Source organism: Streptomyces tsukubensis (assembly GCF_003932715.1).
Taxonomy (GTDB): Bacteria; Actinomycetota; Actinomycetes; order Streptomycetales; family Streptomycetaceae; genus Streptomyces; species Streptomyces tsukubensis.
In genome coordinates this window covers 4,755,654-4,772,571 of the sequence record NZ_CP020700.1, presented here as the reverse complement: position 1 = coordinate 4,772,571, position 16,918 = coordinate 4,755,654, and the positions used below count along the sequence as shown (strand labels likewise).

Sequence of the window (16,918 nt, the reverse complement as noted above, 5' to 3'; positions counted from 1 at the left end):
CCGGGGCCGGGCTCCTCGTCGAGGAGTCCGGCCCCGGGCGTATGCACCGGGCAGCGGGCTGCGTCAGCGGACGAAGACGCCCGCCTGGCTCGCCAGGTTCAGGAAGTACTGCGGGGCGACGCCCAGGACCAGGGTGACCACCACGCCGATACCGATGGCGCCGACCGTCAGGCCCGAGGGGACCGCGACCGTGGGGCCGTTCGGCTGGGGTTCGCTGAAGAACATCAGCACGATGACCCTGATGTAGAAGAACGCGGCGATCGCGGACGAGATCACACCGACCACGACCAGCCACCCGGCGCCGCTCTCCGCCGCCGCCTTGAACACGGCGAACTTGCCGGAGAAGCCGGAGGTGAGCGGGATTCCGGCGAAGGCCAGCAGGAAGACCGCGAAGACCGCCGCCACCAGGGGTGAGCGCCGGCCGAGACCGGCCCATTGGGAGAGGTGCGTGGCCTCGCCGCCCGCATCGCGGACCAGGGTGACGACCGCAAAGGCGCCGAGCGTCACAAAGGAGTAGGCGCCCAGATAGAAGAGGACGGACGAGACTCCGTCCGGCGACACCGCGACGACACCGGCCATGATGAATCCGGCGTGGGCGATGGAGGAGTACGCCAGCAGCCGCTTGATGTCCGTCTGGGTGATGGCGATGATCGCGCCCGCCAGCATGGTCAGGATCGCCACGCCCCACAGCAGCGGCCGCCAGTCCCACTTCAGGCCCGGCAGCACCACGTACATCAGGCGGAGCAGGGCGCCGAAGGCGGCCACCTTGGTCGCCGCGGCCATGAAGCCGGTGACGGGGGTGGGGGCGCCCTGGTAGACGTCCGGGGTCCACATATGGAAGGGGACCGCGCCGACCTTGAAGAGCAGACCCATCAGGATCAGCGCCGAACCGATCAGCAGCAGCGCGTCGTTGCCCATGGTGTTGGCGAGCGCCGGGTCGATCGTGCGGACGCTGCCGTCGACGACATCGGCGATCTTCGCGTACGAGACGGAGCCCGCGTACCCGTAGAGCAGGGCGATGCCGAAGAGCAGGAACGCCGAGGAGAACGCACCGAGCAGGAAGTACTTGACGGCGGCTTCCTGCGACATCAACCGCTTGCGCCGGGCGAGCGCGCAGAGCAGATAGAGCGGGAGGGAGAAGACCTCCAGCGCGATGAAGAGCGTCAGCAGATCGTTGGCGGCCGGGAAGACCAGCATGCCCGCGACCGCGAACAGCGCCAGCGGATAGACCTCGGTGGTGGTGAAACCGGCCCGGACCGCCGCCTTCTCGCTCTCGCTGCCGGGGACGGCAGCGGCCTGCGCGACGAAGGAGTCCACTTCGCTGCCGTGGGCCCGGGGGTCCAGTTTGCGCTCCGCGAAGGTGAAGACCGCGACCAGCGAGACCAGCAGGATCGTGCCCTGGAGGAAGAGCGTCGGGCCGTCGATCGCGATCGCGCCCATGGCGGCGATGTTCACCTTCGAGGTGCCGTAGCCGCCCTCGGCGAGGGCGATGACGGCGGCGAAGGCGGAGAGAAGCGCCACCGAGGCCAGCGCCACCTGCGCGTAGTAGCGCGCCCTGCGCGGCAGGAACGCCTCCAGGAGGAGTCCCACGACCGCCGCACCGACGACGATCAGGACCGGCGCGAGCTGGCCGTATTCGATATCGGGGGCTGTGATCTTGTCGATCGGCTCGGCCGCCGTCGTCCACAGGGTGTGGACAGCTGTCTGGCTCACTTGGCCTCCACCTCCGGCCGGGGGTCCTTCTGCTGTACGTCGGACAGGGTGTGCTCCACCGCCGGGTCGACGATCTCCGTCAACGGCTTCGGGTAGACACCGAGGATGAGCAGCAGCACGATCAGCGGGGTGATGACCGCCAGTTCACGCGGCCGCAGATCGGGCATGTTCCTGACTTCCTCCTTGACCGGGCCGGTCATCGTCCGCTGGTAGAGGACGAGGACGTAGAGCGCGGCCAGCACGATGCCGGAGGTGGCGACGATCCCCGCGACCGGATAGCGCGAGAACGTTCCGACGAGCACCAGGAACTCGGAGACGAACGGCGCGAGTCCCGGCAGGGACAGGGTCGCGAGCCCGCCGATCAGGAAGGTGCCCGCGAGTACGGGCGCCACCTTCTGCACTCCGCCGTAGTCCGCGATGAGCCGCGAACCCCGCCGGGAGATCAGGAATCCGGCGACCAGCATCAGGGCGGCCGTCGAGATGCCGTGGTTGACCATGTAGAGCGTGGCTCCGGACTGGCCCTGGGAGGTCATCGCGAAGATGCCCAGGACGATGAAGCCGAAGTGCGAGATGGAGGCATAGGCCACCAGCCGCTTGATATCGCGCTGGCCGACCGCGAGCAGCGCCCCGTACACGATGCTGATCAGCGCCAGCACCACGATCACCGGGGTGGCCCACTTCGAGGCCTCCGGGAAGAGCTGGAGACAGAAGCGGAGCATCGCGAAGGTGCCGACCTTGTCGACGACCGCGGTGATCAGTACGGCGACGGGTGCGGTGGACTCGCCCATCGCATTGGGCAGCCAGGTGTGCAGCGGCCAGAGCGGCGCCTTGATGGCGAAGGCGAAGAAGAAGCCGAGGAACAGCAGCCGCTCGGTGTTGGTGGCCATATCGAGCTGGCCACTGGCCCGGGCCTCGGCGATCTCCGAGAGCGAGAAGCTCCCGGCGACCACGTAGAGCCCGATCACCGCGGCCAGCATGATCAGCCCGCCGACCAGGTTGTACAGCAGGAACTTGACCGCCGCGTACGACCGCTGGGCGGCCGCGTTCTCGTCGGTGCCCTGGTGCGCCCGGTCCCCGAAGCCTCCGATGAGGAAGTACATCGGGATGAGCATGGCCTCGAAGAGGATGTAGAAGAGGAAGACGTCGGTGGCCTCGAAGGAGAGGATCACCATCGCCTCGACCATCAGAATCAGGGCGAAGAAGCCCTGCGTCGGCCGCCAGCGGGAGTTGCCGGTCTCCACCGGGTCGGCGTCGTTCCAGCCGGCCACGATGATGAAGGGGATCAGCAGCGCGGTCAGCGCGATCAGCACGACCCCGATGCCGTCGACACCCAGTTCGTAGCGGACGCCGAAGTCGGCGATCCAGCTGTGGGACTCGGTCAGCTGATAGCGCGCCCCGCCCGGTTCGAACCGGACCAGGACGATCGCCGCCAGCGCCAGCGTCGCTAGGGAGAACAGCAGCGCCAGATACTTGGCTGCCTCCTTGCGCGCCGCGGGCACCGCGGCGGTGACGATCGCCCCGACTGCCGGGACCACCGCCGTCGCCGTAAGGAGCGGGAAGGACATCGCAGTTACACCGCCCTCATCAGCAGGGTCGCGGCGATCAGCACCGCCGTACCTCCGAACATCGAGACGGCGTACGAGCGGACGTAGCCGTTCTGGAGCTTGCGCAGCCGGCCGGAGAGTCCGCCGACGGACGCCGCCGTGCCGTTGACGACGCCGTCCACCAGGGTGTGGTCGACATAGACCAGGGAACGGGTGAGGTGCTCGCCGCCGCGGACCAGGACCACGTGGTTGAAGTCGTCCTGGAGGAGATCGCGGCGGGCGGCCCGGGTGAGCAGCGAGCCGCGGGGAGCGGTGACCGGCACCGGCCGCCGTCCGTACATCCCCCAGGCGATGCCGACGCCGACGACCATCACCACGACCGTGGAGATGGTGACGGTGAGGGCGCTGACCGGCGGATTGCCGTGGCTTTCGCCGGTGACCGGGGCCAGCCAGTGCACGAAGCGGTCACCGATGCTGAAGAAGCCGCCGGCGAACACCGAGCCGAAGGCCAGCACGATCATGGGGATCGTCATGCTCTTCGGGGACTCGTGCGGATGGGGCAGTTCGCCCTTGGCGTCGGGCTGCCAGCGCTTCTCGCCGAAGAAGGTCAGCAGCATCACCCGGGTCATGTAGAAGGCGGTGATGGCCGCGCCGAGCAGGGTGACGCCACCGAGGATCCAGCCCTCGGTGCCGCCCTTGGCGAACGCCGCTTCGATGATCATGTCCTTGGAGAAGAAGCCGGACAGACCGGGGAAGCCGATGATGGCGAGATAGCCGAGGCCGAAGGTGACGAAGGTGACCGGCATGTACTTCCGCAGGCCGCCGTACTTCCGCATGTCGACTTCGTCGTTCATGCCGTGCATCACGGAGCCCGCGCCGAGGAAGAGCCCGGCCTTGAAGAAGCCGTGGGTGACCAGGTGCATGATGGCGAAGACATAGCCGATCGGGCCCAGTCCGGCGGCCAGGATCATGTAGCCGATCTGCGACATCGTCGATCCGGCGAGGGCCTTCTTGATGTCGTCCTTGGCGCAACCGACGATCGCACCGAAGAGCAGGGTGACGGCACCGACGATGACCACGACGAGCTGGGCGTCCGGCGAGGCGTTGAAGATCGTGCCGGAGCGGACGATCAGATAGACGCCCGCGGTCACCATGGTCGCCGCGTGGATCAGGGCCGAGACCGGGGTCGGGCCCTCCATCGCGTCCCCGAGCCACGACTGCAGCGGCACCTGCGCCGACTTGCCGCAGGCGGCGAGCAGCAGCATCAGCCCGATGCCGGTCAGGGTCGCGGAGCTCGCCTCGTCGGCCGAGGCCAGCACCGGGGTGAAGGCGAAGGTGCCGAAGGTGGTGAACATCAGCATGATGGCGATGGAGAGGCCGATGTCACCGACCCGGTTGACCAGGAAGGCCTTCTTCGCCGCGGTCGCCGCGCTGGGCTTGTGCTGCCAGAAGCCGATCAGGAGGTACGAGGCGAGGCCGACGCCCTCCCAGCCGAAGTACAGCAGCAGGTAGTTGTCGGCGAGCACCAGCAGCAGCATCGCCGCCAGGAAGAGGTTCAGATAGCCGAAGAAGCGGCGCCGGCGCTCGTCGTGCTCCATATAGCCGATGGAGTAGATGTGGATCAGCGTGCCCACACCGGTGATCAGCAGCACGAAGGTCATCGACAGCTGGTCGAGCTGGAAGGCGATGTCCGCCTGGAAACCCTCGACCGGGATCCAGCTGAACAGCTTCTGGTGCAGCAGCCGGTCGTCCGTGGGGCGGCCGAGCATCTCGGCGAAGAGCACCGCGCCGACCCCGAAGGACGCGGCCGACAGCACCGTACCGATCCAGTGGCCGACCCGGTCGAGCCGGCGGCCGCCGCAGAGCAGCACCGCCGCTCCGAACAGGGGCGCCGCGATGAGCAGCGCAATCAGGTTCTCCACGATTCAGCCCCTCACAGCTTCATCAGGCTGGCGTCGTCGACCGAGGCCGAGTGGCGGGAACGGAACAGCGACACGATGATCGCGAGCCCCACCACGACTTCCGCGGCGGCGACGACCATCGTGAAGAAGGCGATGATCTGGCCGTCGAGATTGCCGTGCATCCGGGAGAACGCGACCAGCGAGAGATTGCAGGCGTTGAGCATCAGCTCGATGCACATGAACACCACGATGGCGTTCCGCCTGATCAGGACCCCGGCCGCGCCGATGGTGAACAGCAGGGCGGCGAGGTAGAGGTAGTTGACCGGATTCACCGACTGGCCTCCTCTTCGTCCCGGTCGCGTCCGTCGGTGTCGGTGTCGGAGTCCCGGGCGGCGCCCTGCCCGGCCGCGGACTCGCGGCCGGCGACGGCGACATTGCCGGGCTCCCGGCCGAGCCGCTCCTCCGAACGCTGCTCCAGCGCCTTCAGATCGGCCATCGCCTCGGCGGACACATCGCGGATCTGGCCGCGCTCGCGCAGGGTGCGGCTGACGGAGAGCTCGGACGGGGTGCCGTCGGGCAGCAGGGCGGCGATGTCCACGGCGTTGTGCCGGGCGTAGACACCGGGGGCGGGCAGCGGCGGCAGGTGCTTGCCCTCGCGGACCCGCTGCTCGGCCAGCTCCCGCTGGGTCAGGGCGCGCTCGGTGCGCTCCCGGTGCGTGAGCACCATGGCACCGACGGCGGCCGTGATCAGCAGGGCACCGGTGATCTCGAACGCGAAGACGTACTTGGTGAACAGCAGGGCGGCCAGGCCCTCGACATTGCCGCCGTGGGCGGCGTTCGCCGCGCCCAGGCCGTTGAAGGTCTGCAGCGAGGCGTTGCCGATACCGGCGATCAGCAGAACGCCGAAGCCGAGTCCGCAGAGCGCGGCCAGCCAGCGCTGCCCCTTCAGGGTCTCCTTCAGGGAGTCCGCGGCGGTGACGCCGACGAGCATCACGACGAAGAGGAACAGCATCATGATCGCGCCCGTGTAGACCACGATCTGGACGACGCCCAGGAAGTAGGCGCCGTTGGCGAGGTAGAACACCGCGAGGATGATCATGGTCGCCGCGAGGCAGAGCGCGCTGTGCACGGCCCGCCGCATCAGGATCGTGCAGAGGGCGCCGATGACGGCGACCGTGCCGAGGATCCAGAACTGGACGGCTTCGCCGGTCGAGGTGGTCGACGCCGCGGCCAGGGAGGTCAGACCGGCGGGGTCGAGCCCGGTCGTACGCAGGCCGGTCATGCGTCCACCTCCTCGCCCTTCTCCCCCTTGGAGACGGCGACCTGGGGGACCGTCCCGGGGGCGGCCTCGGTGACCAGCCCCCGGTAGTAGTCCTGCTCGTCCATACCGGGGTAGATGGCGTGGGGGGTGTCGACCATGCGGTCGTCCAGACCGGCGAGCAGCTGCTCCTTGGTGTAGATGAGGTTCTCGCGGGAGCTGTCGGCCAGTTCGAAGTCGTTCGTCATCGTCAGCGCCCGGGTCGGGCAGGCCTCGATGCAGAGCCCGCAGAGGATGCAGCGGGCGTAGTTGATCTGGTAGACGCGGCCGTAGCGCTCGCCCGGGGAGTAACGCTCCTCGTCCGTGTTGTCCGCGCCCTCGACGTAGATGGCGTCGGCGGGACAGGCCCACGCGCACAGCTCGCAGCCGATGCACTTCTCCAGGCCGTCCGGATGGCGGTTCAGCTGGTGCCGGCCGTGGAAGCGCGGCGCGGTGACCTTCTGCTGCTCCGGATACTGCTCGGTCAGCCGCTTCTTGAACATGGCCTTGAAGGTCACGCCGAAGCCGGCGACCGGATTCAGGAACTTCTCGCCCGTTTCCTGGCCGGGGTCCGAGGGTCCCGGAGCGCCCGTTGTCCCTTCCGGCAGTTCCGGCAGCTCCGAACCCGGGGAGTTCTCCGCTCGTTCAGACACCGTCGGCCTCCTTTCCGTCATGCGCCTGTCCGCCGTCCGGACCGTCACTCACAGTATTGACCCCGCCACTGACAATGAGTTCGCGCTCCCGCCTCGGCCGCCTTCGCGGCACCGGCGGCAGGCTCTGTCCGGGCAGCGGCGGTACGGGATAGCCGCCCGCCATCGGGTCGAAGGGCACCGGCGGCTCCTTCGCCGCCGCGGCCTCGGCCTGCCGTTCCTTCCCGCCGCGGAACATGTCCGCGAGGAAAGAGAGCAGCAGTACGGCGATGATCGCGCCGCCCACGTAGAGCAGGATCTGCTGGAAGTCGTAGTCCTCGTTCCGCAGTGCGCGCACGGTGGCGACCAGCATCAGCCAGACCACCGAGACCGGGATGAGGACCTTCCAGCCCAGCTTCATCAGCTGGTCGTAGCGGACCCGTGGCAGCGTGCCGCGCAGCCAGATGAAGAAGAAGAGCAGCAGCTGCACCTTGATGACGAACCAGAGCAGCGGCCACCAGCCGTGGTTCGCGCCCTCCCAGAAGGTGGAGATCGGGTAGGGGGCGCGCCAGCCGCCGAGGAAGAGGGTGACGGACACGGCGGAGACGGTGACCATGTTGACGTACTCCGCCAGCATGAACATCGCGAACTTGATGGAGCTGTACTCGGTGTTGAAGCCGCCGACCAGGTCGCCCTCGGACTCCGGCATGTCGAACGGCGCCCGGTTGGTCTCTCCGACCATGGTGACGACGTAGATGATGAACGAGACGGGCAGCAGGACGATGAACCAGCGGTCCGCCTGTGCCTCGACGATCGCCGATGTCGACATCGACCCGGAGTAGAGGAACACGGAGGCGAAGGCGGCGCCCATCGCGATCTCGTACGAGATCATCTGCGCGCAGGAGCGGAGCCCGCCGAGCAGCGGATAGGTGGAGCCGGAGGACCAGCCCGCGAGGACGATGCCGTAGATCCCGACCGAGGCGATGGCGAGGACGTACAGCATCGCGATCGGCAGGTCGGTCAGCTGCATCGTGGTGCGCTGCCCGAAGATGGAGACCTCGTTGCCCGAGGGTCCGAAGGGGATGACGGCGATCGCCATGAACGCCGGGATGGCGGCGATGATCGGCGCGAGGACGTAGACGACCTTGTCCGCGCGCTTGACGATGACGTCTTCCTTCAGCATCAGCTTGATGCCGTCGGCGAGGGACTGGAGCATGCCCCAGGGGCCGTGCCGGTTGGGGCCGATGCGGAGCTGCATCCAGGCGACGACCTTGCGTTCCCAGACGATGGAGAACAGCACGGTCAGCATCAGGAACGCGAAGCAGAACACGGCCTTGATGACGATCAGCCACCAGGGGTCGCGCCCGAACATCGACAGGTCCTCGGCCGCGATGACGTTCAGCGTCGGGCCGGTCATGAGCGCACCTCCGGCGCATCCGTCGCCGCCGCGGCGGCGGGGCCGATCCTGACCAGGCGGCCCGGCAGCACCCCGGTGTCGGAGGCGACGCCGCCGCCGGTGGAGTTCAGCGGCAGCCACACCACCCGGTCGGGCATCTCGGTCACTTCGAGGGGCAGGGTGACGGAACCGGCGGGTCCGGTGACGGTCAGCTCGTCGCCGTCCTTGACCCCGGTCTCGGCGGCGGTGGCGGCCGAGAGCCGGGCGACGGCGGCGTGCCGGGTGCCCGCGAGCGCCTCGTCGCCCTGCTGGAGCAGGCCCTGGTCGAGCAGGAGCCGGTGCCCGGCGAGTACCGCTTCGCCCTCGCCGGCACGCGGTACGGGCTGGGAGGCCTCCATGGGCTCGCCGGCCCGGGGGCCGGTCCAGGCGCCGAGCCGGTCCATCTCGTTCCGTACTGCCTTCAGATCGGGCAGGGCGAAGTGGATGTCCATGGCGTCGGCGAGCATGTGCAGCACCCGGGCGTCGCCGGGCGCGAGGCTGCGGGTCATCTGCTCGGGCTTGAGGGCCGCCTCGAAGAGCCGGGCCCGGCCCTCCCAGTTGAGGAAGGTGCCCGCCTTCTCGGCGACCGCGGCAATGGGGAGGACGACGTCCGCCCGCCGGGTGATCTCGGTGGGCCGCTGCTCCAGGGAGACCAGGAAGCCGACGGCGTCCAGGGCCGTGCGGGCGCGGGCCGGGTCGGGCAGATCGGCGGCCTCGACTCCGGCGACGACGAGTGCGGCGATTTCACCGGTGGCCGCGGCCTCGATGATCTGGCCGGTGTCGCGGCCGTAGCCGTGCGGGAGTTCCCGTACCCGCCAGGCCTCGGCGGTCTCCTCGCGGGCCCGCGGATCGGTGGCCGGGCGGCCGCCGGGCAGCAGGGACGGGATCGCGCCCGCCTCCACCGCGCCGCGCTCCCCGGCCCGGCGCGGGATCCACACCAGCCGGGCGCCGGTGGCGGTGGCGGTGCGGACCGCGGCGGTCAGCCCGCCGGGGACGCCCGCGAGCCGTTCACCGACGACGATCACGGCGCCGTCGCGGCGGAGGTCGGCGGCGGCCCGTTCGCCGTCGCCTTCGAGTCCGACGCTGCCGCTGAGCGCGTCCAGCCATTCGGTCTCGGTGCCGGGCGCGGCGGACAGCAGGGTGCCGCCCGCCTTCGTCAGCCCGCGGGTGGCGTGGGTGGCCAGCGCATAGGTCCGCTGTCCGCGGGTGCGGTGGGCCTTGCGGAGCCTGAGGAAGACGCCGGGGGCCTCCTCCTCGGACTCGAAGCCGACGAGGAGGACGGCGGGTGCCTGCTCCAGTACGGAGTAGGTGACTCCGCTGCCGTCGAGGTCACGGCCGCGACCGGCGACCCGGGCGGCCAGGAAGTCGGCCTCCTCGGAGGAGTGGACGCGGGCCCGGAAGTCGATGTCGTTGGTGTCGAGGGCGACCCGGGCGAACTTGGCGTACGCGTAGGAGTCCTCGACGGTCAGCCGGCCGCCGGTGAGGACTCCGGCCCGGCCGCGGGCGGCGGCCAGTCCCGCGGCGGCCGCGGCCAGCGCCTCCGGCCAGCTCGCGGGCGCGAGTTCGCCGTCGTCGCCGCGGACCAGCGGGGTGGTGAGCCGGTCCGGCCGCTGGGCGTACCGGAAGCCGAACCTCCCCTTGTCGCAGATCCACTCCTCGTTGACCTCGGGGTCGTCGGCGGCCAGCCTGCGCATCACCTTGCCGCGCCGGTGGTCGGTGCGGGTGGCGCAGCCGCCGGCGCAGTGCTCGCAGACGCTCGGCGAGGAGACCAGGTCGAAGGGGCGGGAGCGGAAGCGGTACGCGGCGGAGGTGAGCGCGCCGACCGGGCAGATCTGGATGGTGTTTCCGGAGAAGTACGACTCGAAGGGGTCGCCCTCGCCGGTGCCGACCTGCTGGAGCGCGCCGCGCTCGATGAGTTCGATCATCGGGTCGCCGGCGATCTGGTTGGAGAAGCGGGTGCAGCGGGCGCAGAGCACGCACCGCTCCCGGTCCAGCAGCACCTGGGTGGAGATCGCGACCGGCTTCTCGTACGTCCGCTTCTTTCCGTCGAAGCGGGAGTCGGTGTCGCCGTGGGACATGGCCTGGTTCTGGAGCGGGCACTCGCCACCCTTGTCGCAGACCGGGCAGTCCAGCGGATGGTTGATCAGCAGCAGCTCCATCACGCCCTTCTGCGCCTTCTCGGCGACGGGCGAGGTGAGCTGCGAGCGGACGACCATGCCGTCGGTACAGGTGATGGTGCAGGACGCCATCGGCTTGCGCTGGCCCTCGACCTCGACGATGCACTGGCGGCAGGCGCCGGCCGGGTCGAGGAGGGGGTGGTCGCAGAAGCGGGGGATCTCGATGCCGAGGAGTTCGGCGGCGCGGATGACCAGGGTCCCCTTGGGGACGCTGATCTCGGTGCCGTCGATGCTCAGCGTCACGAGGTCCTCGGGCGGCACCGGGACCTGGTCGCCCCCGGAGGGAGCGCTGGTGGTCACCGTCATGCGTTCACCTCCGTGGTGGTGGGGTTCCGGTCGGCCCAGACGGTCGACTTGCGGGGGTCGAACGGGCAGCCGCGGCCGTCGAGGTGCCGCTCGTACTCCTCGCGGAAGTACTGGAGCGACGAGAAGATCGGGGACGCGGCGCCGTCGCCGAGGGCGCAGAACGACTTGCCGTTGATGTTGTCGGCGATGTCGTTGAGCTTGTCGAGGTCGGCGGCGACGCCCTGGCCCGCCTCGATATCGCGCATCAGCTGGACCAGCCAGTAGGTGCCTTCGCGGCAGGGGGTGCACTTGCCGCAGGACTCGTGGGCGTAGAACTCGGTCCAGCGGGTGACGGCGCGGACGACGCAGGTGGTCTCGTCGAAGCACTGGAGGGCCTTGGTGCCGAGCATGGACCCGGCGGCGCCGACGCCCTCGTAGTCGAGGGGTACGTCGAGATGGGCCTCGGTCAGCAGGGGGGTGGAGGAGCCGCCGGGGGTCCAGAACTTCAGCCGGTGGCCGGGGCGCATCCCGCCGCTCATGTCGAGGAGCTGGCGCAGGGTGATCCCGAGGGGGGCCTCGTACTGGCCGGGGTTGGCGACATGGCCGCTGAGGGAGTAGAGCGTGAAGCCCGCGGACTTCTCGCTGCCCATCGAACGGAACCAGTCCTTGCCCCGGTTGAGGATCGCGGGAACCGATGCGATGGACTCGACGTTGTTGACGACAGTGGGGCATGCGTACAGTCCGGCGACCGCGGGGAAGGGGGGCCGCAGCCGGGGCTGGCCGCGCCGTCCCTCCAGGGAGTCCAGCAGTGCGGTCTCCTCACCGCAGATGTACGCGCCCGCACCCGCGTGCACCGTGATGTCGAGGTCGAGTCCGCTGCCGAGGACGTTCCTGCCGAGGTAGCCCGCTTCGTACGCCTCCCGTACCGCTTCGTGGAGCCGGCGGAGTACGGGCACGACCTCGCCGCGGAGATAGATGAAGGCGTGGTTCGAGCGGATCGCGTAGCAGGCGATGATCATCCCCTCGATGAGGGAATGCGGGTTCGCGAAGAGGAGCGGGATGTCCTTGCAGGTCCCGGGCTCCGATTCGTCGGCGTTGACAACAAGATAGTGGGGCTTGCCGTCGCCCTGCGGAATGAACTGCCACTTCATTCCGGTGGGGAAGCCGGCGCCGCCGCGGCCGCGGAGGCCCGAGTCCTTGACGTAGGCGATGACTTCGTCGGGTGTCATCGCGAGGGCCTTGCGCAGTCCCTCGTAGCCCTCGTGCCGCCGGTAGGTGTCCAGCGTCCAGGAGCGGGCGTCGTCCCAGAAGGCGGAGAGGACGGGGGCGAGGAGCTTCTCCGGGCTGCTCTCGCCGCCGGTTCCGGCTCCGGCCTGGTCTCGGTCTCCGTATTCGGTGGACAAGGTCATCACTCCCCCTCCTCGGTGGCCGGTCCGGCGGGGGGCTGTGCCGGGCCGGAGGCGGACGGATCGGTGCCACCGGGCCGGGGGCCGACCACCTTGGCGGGCAGCCCCTCGCCCTTGGCGAGCCGGAGCCCGATCAGGGAGGCGGGTCCGGCGCCGCCGGTGGCCTCGACCGCTCCGGGGCGCTCGTCGGGGAAGCCGGCGAGGATCCGCGCGGTGTCCTTGAAGGAGCAGAGCGGGGCGCCGCGGGTGGGTTCGACGGTGAGTCCGGCGCGCAGGTCGTCGACGAGCTGTTTGGCGGACTCGGGGGTCTGGTTGTCGAAGAACTCCCAGTTGACCATCACGACGGGGGCGAAGTCGCAGGCCGCGTTGCACTCGATGTGCTCCAGCGTGACCGCGCCGTCGTCGGTGGTCTCGTTGTTGCCGACGCCCAGGTGCTCCTTGAGCGTTTCGAAGATGGCGTCGCCGCCCATGACCGCGCAGAGCGTGTTGGTGCAGACGCCGACCTGGTAGTCGCCGGAGGGCCGGCGGCGGTACATGGAGTAGAAGGTGGCGACCGCGGTGACCTCGGCGGTGGTGAGGTCGAGGATGTCGGCGCAGAACCGCATCCCGGTCCGGCTGACGTACCCCTCCTCGGACTGCACCAGATGGAGCAGGGGCAGCAGGGCCGAGCGGGAGTCGGGATAGCGGGCGATGATCTCCTGCGCGTCCGTCTCCAGCCGGGTGCGGACCTCGGCCGGGTAGTCGGGTGCGGGGAGCTGGGGCATCCCGAGCTGCACCCCCGGGTTCGACGACTGGGCCGTCATCGGTCGACGCCTCCCATCACGGGGTCGATGGACGCGACGGCGACGATGACGTCGGCGACCTGGCCGCCCTCGCACATCGCCGCCATGGACTGAAGGTTGGTGAAGGACGGATCGCGGAAGTGGACCCGGTAGGGGCGGGTGCCGCCGTCGGAGACGACATGGGCGCCGAGTTCGCCCTTGGGGGACTCCACCGCCGCGTACACCTGGCCGGGCGGGACCCGGAAGCCCTCGGTGACCAGCTTGAAGTGGTGGATCAGGGCCTCCATGGAGGTGCCCATGATGTTCTTGATGTGGTCGAGGGAGTTGCCGAGACCGTCGGGGCCCAGGGCGAGCTGCGCGGGCCAGGCGATCTTCTTGTCCGCGACCATGACCGGGCCGGGGGCGAGCCGGTCGATGCACTGCTCGACGATCCGCAGCGACTGGCGCATCTCTTCCAGCCGGATCAGAAAGCGGCCGTAGGAGTCGCAGGTGTCGGCGGTCGGGACGTCGAACTCGTAGGTCTCGTAGCCGCAGTAGGGGTCGGTCTTGCGCAGATCGTGGGCGAGCCCGGCGGCGCGCAGGATCGGCCCGGTGGCGCCGAGGGCCATACAGCCGGTGAGGTCGAGATGGCCGACGTCCTGCATCCGGGCCTTGAAGATGGGGTTGCCGGTGGCGAGCGCGTCGTACTGCGGCAGGTTCTTCTTCATGGTCTTCACGAACTCGCGCAGCTGGTCGACCGCGCCGGGCGGCAGATCCTGGGCGAGTCCGCCGGGGCGGATATAGGCGTGGTTCATCCGCAGGCCGGTGATCAGCTCGTAGAGGTCGAGGACCAGTTCGCGGTCCCGGAACCCGTAGATCATGATCGTGGTGGCGCCCAGCTCCATCCCGCCGGTGGCGATGCACACCAGATGGGAGGAGATCCGGTTCAGCTCCATCAGCAGGACCCGGATGACATCGGCGCGCTCGGGGATCTGGTCCTCGATGCCGAGCAGCTTCTCCACGGCCAGGCAGTACGCCGCCTCGTTGAAGAACGGCGTCAGATAGTCCATGCGCGTGACGAACGTGGTGCCCTGCGTCCAGGTGCGGAATTCGAGGTTCTTCTCGATACCGGTGTGGAGGTAGCCGATACCGCAGCGGGCTTCGGTGACGGTCTCGCCGTCGATCTCCAGGATCAGCCGGAGCACTCCGTGGGTGGAGGGGTGCTGCGGGCCCATATTGACGACGATCCGCTCGTCGTCGGCCTTGGCCGCGGTCTCGACGACCTCGTCCCAGTCGCCGCCGGTGACGGTGTAGACCGGACCCTCGGTGGTCTCGCGCGCGGCGGACGAGGCGGCTGAGGATGTGCTCACGAGTACGACCTCCGCTGGTCAGGAGCCGGGATCTGGGCGCCCTTGTACTCGACGGCGATGCCGCCGAGCGGATAGTCCTTGCGCTGCGGGTAGCCCTGCCAGTCGTCCGGCATCATGATCCGGGCGAGGGCGGGATGGCCGTCGAAGATCAGCCCGAAGAAGTCGTAGGTCTCGCGCTCGTGCCAGTCGTTCGTCGGATAGACGGCGACCAGGGACGGGACGTGCGGATCGGCGTCCGGCGCGGACACCTCGACCCGGATCAGCCGGCCGTGGGTGAGCGACCGCAGGTGGTAGACGGCGTGCAGTTCCCGTCCCTTGTCGTCCGGGTAGTGCACTCCGCTCACCCCCGTGCACAGCTCGAACCGGAGGGCGGGGTCGTCGCGCAGGGTGCGGGCGACGGCGAGCAGATGCTCCCGGGCGATGTGGAAGGTCAGCTCGTCCCGGTCGACGACGGTCTTCTCGATGGCGTTCTCGGGGACGATGCCCTGCTCTTCGAGGGCGCCTTCGAGTTCGTCGGCGACCTCGTCGAAGTAGCCGCCGTAGGGGCGGGCGGTCGGCCCCGGCAGCCGTACGGAACGGATCAGTCCGCCGTATCCGGAGGTGTCACCGCCGTTGTTGGCGCCGAACATGCCGCGCTGGACGCGGATCTCCTCGCCGTGTTCACCACGCTGTCCGGGAAGGTTCTGCTCGCTGAGCTCCTTCTCGGGATTGGGTACGTCAGTCAACGCAGGAGCCCCTTCATTTCGATCGTCGGGACCGCCTTGAGCGCCGCTTCCTCCGCTTCGCGGGCCGCTTCCTCCGCGTTGACCCCGAGCTTGGAGGTCTGGATCTTCTGGTGGAGCTTGAGGATCGCGTCGATCAGCATCTCGGGGCGCGGCGGGCAGCCGGGCAGATAGATGTCGACGGGGACGATGTGGTCGACGCCCTGCACGATCGCGTAGTTGTTGAACATCCCGCCCGACGAGGCGCAGACACCCATGGAGATGACCCACTTGGGGTTGGGCATCTGGTCGTAGACCTGGCGCAGTACGGGCGCCATCTTCTGGCTCACCCGGCCCGCCACGATCATCAGATCGGCCTGGCGAGGCGAGCCGCGGAAGACCTCCATGCCGAAGCGCGCGAGGTCGTAGCGGCCGGCGCCGGTGGTCATCATCTCGATGGCGCAGCAGGCCAGTCCGAACGTGGCCGGGAAGACGGATGCCTTGCGCACCCAGCCCGCGGCCTGTTCGACGGTCGTCAGCAGAAAGCCGCTCGGCAGCTTCTCTTCGAGTCCCATGGGTGCCCCTTAGCCCCTAGTCCCATTCCAGTCCGCCGCGACGCCAGACATAGGCGTAGGCGACGAAGACGGTGAGCACGAAGAGCAGCATCTCGACGAGACCGAACAGACCGAGGGCGTCGAAGCTGACGGCCCAGGGATAGAGGAAGACGATCTCGATGTCGAAGATGATGAAGAGCATCGCCGTCAGGTAGTACTTGATCGGAAAGCGGCCGCCGCCCGCCGGTGTGGGGGTCGGCTCGATACCGCACTCATAGGCTTCGAGCTTCGCCCTGTTGTAGCGCTTGGGGCCGATCAGCGTGGCCATGACCACGGAGAAGATCGCAAACCCTGCCCCGAGGGCGCCGAGTACAAGGATGGGCACGTAGGCATTCACCCTCCTCGCTCCTTCCAGTCGTCGCTGACCGTGGACCGCACCGGGCCGTTCGGCTGCTGACCGCCTCGAAGATCGCGTACATGTGAGGCAGTTCACAAGCCCGGCTGCCCCGCATCTTATGCCTGTCGGTCTGTGATCTGCGACACGGGGTCACTCATCGACTTTGTGATCTCCACCACCCGGAGGGCGATCTTGTGCGCAGGCGGGGGCCGATCTTCATACGGGAAGCGCGCGGAGCATCACGACGCGTCACATAGACTGCCGTTCCTGCTGGTGAGAGCGGTGACCCTCTATCAAGCACGCGGCCATTCGGGCAAATTGGCGATGGACCGCTTCGGGTGATAAAAGGCGGCACATCGGTACCGCCTCACTCGGGAGGGGACCGTCACGGACAGAAGTGGACGGCTCGGATCCGGCGCGGGATCCGGCGCGCGACCGGGCGGCGGCAGCAGGGGTACGCCACCCTCCTGACCTTCACCCGGGCCCGCCGCGGCGCCGGGCGGTCACGGCGCGTAGCCGCGGCGCGGATGCGTGCGCGGGTTCACGAACTCCTGTCGGCAAAGCCGACGGAGTGAGGGGCGGAGCCTCCGCCCCTCACGGCCCGCCCCCGACTACCCCCGGCCACCCCCCGGCCAACGACAGACCGGCGACGGCCGGAACTGATCGGTCTGTGACCTGCGCCACACCCAACCTCTCGCCGGAAAAGCGGGCTTGGCCATCGGGGCGCCAAGATGCTAGGCGGCAGGCA

Annotated in this window: 14 protein-coding genes; all 14 read right to left on the bottom strand. The window is 69.1% G+C overall.

The features are described from left to right. Positions 1–63: 63 nt before the first annotated feature. From nuoN to B7R87_RS19495, 14 genes are read right to left on the bottom strand one after another with little or no spacing between them, the layout of a single operon-like run. A complete protein-coding gene (nuoN, locus tag B7R87_RS19560) occupies positions 64–1,713 on the bottom strand; it encodes an NADH-quinone oxidoreductase subunit NuoN (RefSeq protein WP_006347332.1) in 1,650 nt (549 codons plus the stop codon). After that, a complete protein-coding gene (locus B7R87_RS19555; protein ID WP_006347333.1) occupies positions 1,710–3,278 on the bottom strand; it encodes an NADH-quinone oxidoreductase subunit M in 1,569 nt (522 codons plus the stop codon). Before B7R87_RS19555 ends, nuoN begins: the two co-directional genes overlap by 4 nt. 5 nt (positions 3,279–3,283) lie before the next feature. Beyond that, positions 3,284–5,179: an NADH-quinone oxidoreductase subunit L gene (nuoL, locus tag B7R87_RS19550; RefSeq protein WP_006347334.1), complete on the bottom strand. Its 1,896-nt coding sequence runs from the start codon at positions 5,177–5,179 to the stop codon at positions 3,284–3,286. Positions 5,180–5,190: 11 nt separating this feature from the next. Continuing rightward, positions 5,191–5,490 carry an NADH-quinone oxidoreductase subunit NuoK gene (gene nuoK, locus B7R87_RS19545; protein ID WP_006347335.1) on the bottom strand — a complete coding sequence of 100 codons (300 nt, stop codon included), beginning with the start codon at positions 5,488–5,490 and terminating at the stop codon, positions 5,191–5,193. Continuing rightward, positions 5,487–6,401: an NADH-quinone oxidoreductase subunit J gene (locus B7R87_RS19540; RefSeq protein ID WP_040914937.1), complete on the bottom strand. Its 915-nt coding sequence runs from the start codon at positions 6,399–6,401 to the stop codon at positions 5,487–5,489. Before B7R87_RS19540 ends, nuoK begins: the two co-directional genes overlap by 4 nt. Positions 6,402–6,436: 35 nt before the next feature. Then, positions 6,437–7,129: an NADH-quinone oxidoreductase subunit NuoI gene (gene nuoI / locus B7R87_RS19535; RefSeq protein ID WP_238166210.1), complete on the bottom strand. Its 693-nt coding sequence runs from the start codon at positions 7,127–7,129 to the stop codon at positions 6,437–6,439. Further along, positions 7,101–8,501, bottom strand: a complete 1,401-nt coding sequence (gene nuoH / locus B7R87_RS19530; RefSeq protein WP_006347338.1) for an NADH-quinone oxidoreductase subunit NuoH — start codon at positions 8,499–8,501, stop codon at positions 7,101–7,103. The genes nuoI and nuoH overlap by 29 nt, the downstream gene beginning before the upstream one ends. Beyond that, a complete protein-coding gene (locus tag B7R87_RS19525; RefSeq protein ID WP_130584910.1) occupies positions 8,498–11,002 on the bottom strand; it encodes an NADH-quinone oxidoreductase subunit G in 2,505 nt (834 codons plus the stop codon). Before B7R87_RS19525 ends, nuoH begins: the two co-directional genes overlap by 4 nt. Continuing rightward, a complete protein-coding gene (gene nuoF / locus B7R87_RS19520; protein WP_006347341.1) occupies positions 10,999–12,390 on the bottom strand; it encodes an NADH-quinone oxidoreductase subunit NuoF in 1,392 nt (463 codons plus the stop codon). The genes B7R87_RS19525 and nuoF overlap by 4 nt, the downstream gene beginning before the upstream one ends. Then, the gene (nuoE, locus tag B7R87_RS19515) at positions 12,390–13,190 is read right to left on the bottom strand and encodes an NADH-quinone oxidoreductase subunit NuoE (protein ID WP_006347342.1); all 801 of its coding nucleotides are present in this window, start codon (positions 13,188–13,190) and stop codon (positions 12,390–12,392) included. Before nuoE ends, nuoF begins: the two co-directional genes overlap by 1 nt. Continuing rightward, positions 13,187–14,518, bottom strand: coding sequence for an NADH-quinone oxidoreductase subunit D (locus B7R87_RS19510; RefSeq protein ID WP_006347343.1), 1,332 nt, complete (start codon positions 14,516–14,518; stop codon positions 13,187–13,189). Before B7R87_RS19510 ends, nuoE begins: the two co-directional genes overlap by 4 nt. After that, on the bottom strand, positions 14,515–15,243 hold the full coding sequence (locus B7R87_RS19505; protein WP_006347344.1) for an NADH-quinone oxidoreductase subunit C: 729 nt from the start codon (positions 15,241–15,243) through the stop codon (positions 14,515–14,517). Before B7R87_RS19505 ends, B7R87_RS19510 begins: the two co-directional genes overlap by 4 nt. Next, positions 15,240–15,794: a NuoB/complex I 20 kDa subunit family protein gene (locus B7R87_RS19500; protein ID WP_006347345.1), complete on the bottom strand. Its 555-nt coding sequence runs from the start codon at positions 15,792–15,794 to the stop codon at positions 15,240–15,242. The genes B7R87_RS19505 and B7R87_RS19500 overlap by 4 nt, the downstream gene beginning before the upstream one ends. Before the next feature lie 16 nt (positions 15,795–15,810). Continuing rightward, positions 15,811–16,170 (bottom strand): NADH-quinone oxidoreductase subunit A, encoded by a 360-nt coding sequence (locus B7R87_RS19495; protein WP_006347346.1) that lies wholly within the window; start codon positions 16,168–16,170, stop codon positions 15,811–15,813. Between the last annotated feature and the right edge of the window lie 748 nt (positions 16,171–16,918).

Excerpts from the sequence above, each read along its gene's own strand:
- nuoH (WP_006347338.1), bottom strand. The coding sequence starts at position 8,501 with ATGACCGGCCCGACGCTGAACGTCATCGCGGCCGAGGACCTGTCGATG.
- B7R87_RS19500 (WP_006347345.1), bottom strand. The coding sequence starts at position 15,794 with ATGGGACTCGAAGAGAAGCTGCCGAGCGGCTTTCTGCTGACGACCGTC.
- B7R87_RS19525 (WP_130584910.1), bottom strand. The coding sequence starts at position 11,002 with ATGACGGTGACCACCAGCGCTCCCTCCGGGGGCGACCAGGTCCCGGTG.
- B7R87_RS19555 (WP_006347333.1), bottom strand. The coding sequence starts at position 3,278 with ATGTCCTTCCCGCTCCTTACGGCGACGGCGGTGGTCCCGGCAGTCGGG.
- nuoE (WP_006347342.1), bottom strand. The coding sequence starts at position 13,190 with ATGACGGCCCAGTCGTCGAACCCGGGGGTGCAGCTCGGGATGCCCCAG.
- nuoI (WP_238166210.1), bottom strand. The coding sequence starts at position 7,129 with ATGACGGAAAGGAGGCCGACGGTGTCTGAACGAGCGGAGAACTCCCCG.
- nuoF (WP_006347341.1), bottom strand. The coding sequence starts at position 12,390 with ATGACCTTGTCCACCGAATACGGAGACCGAGACCAGGCCGGAGCCGGA.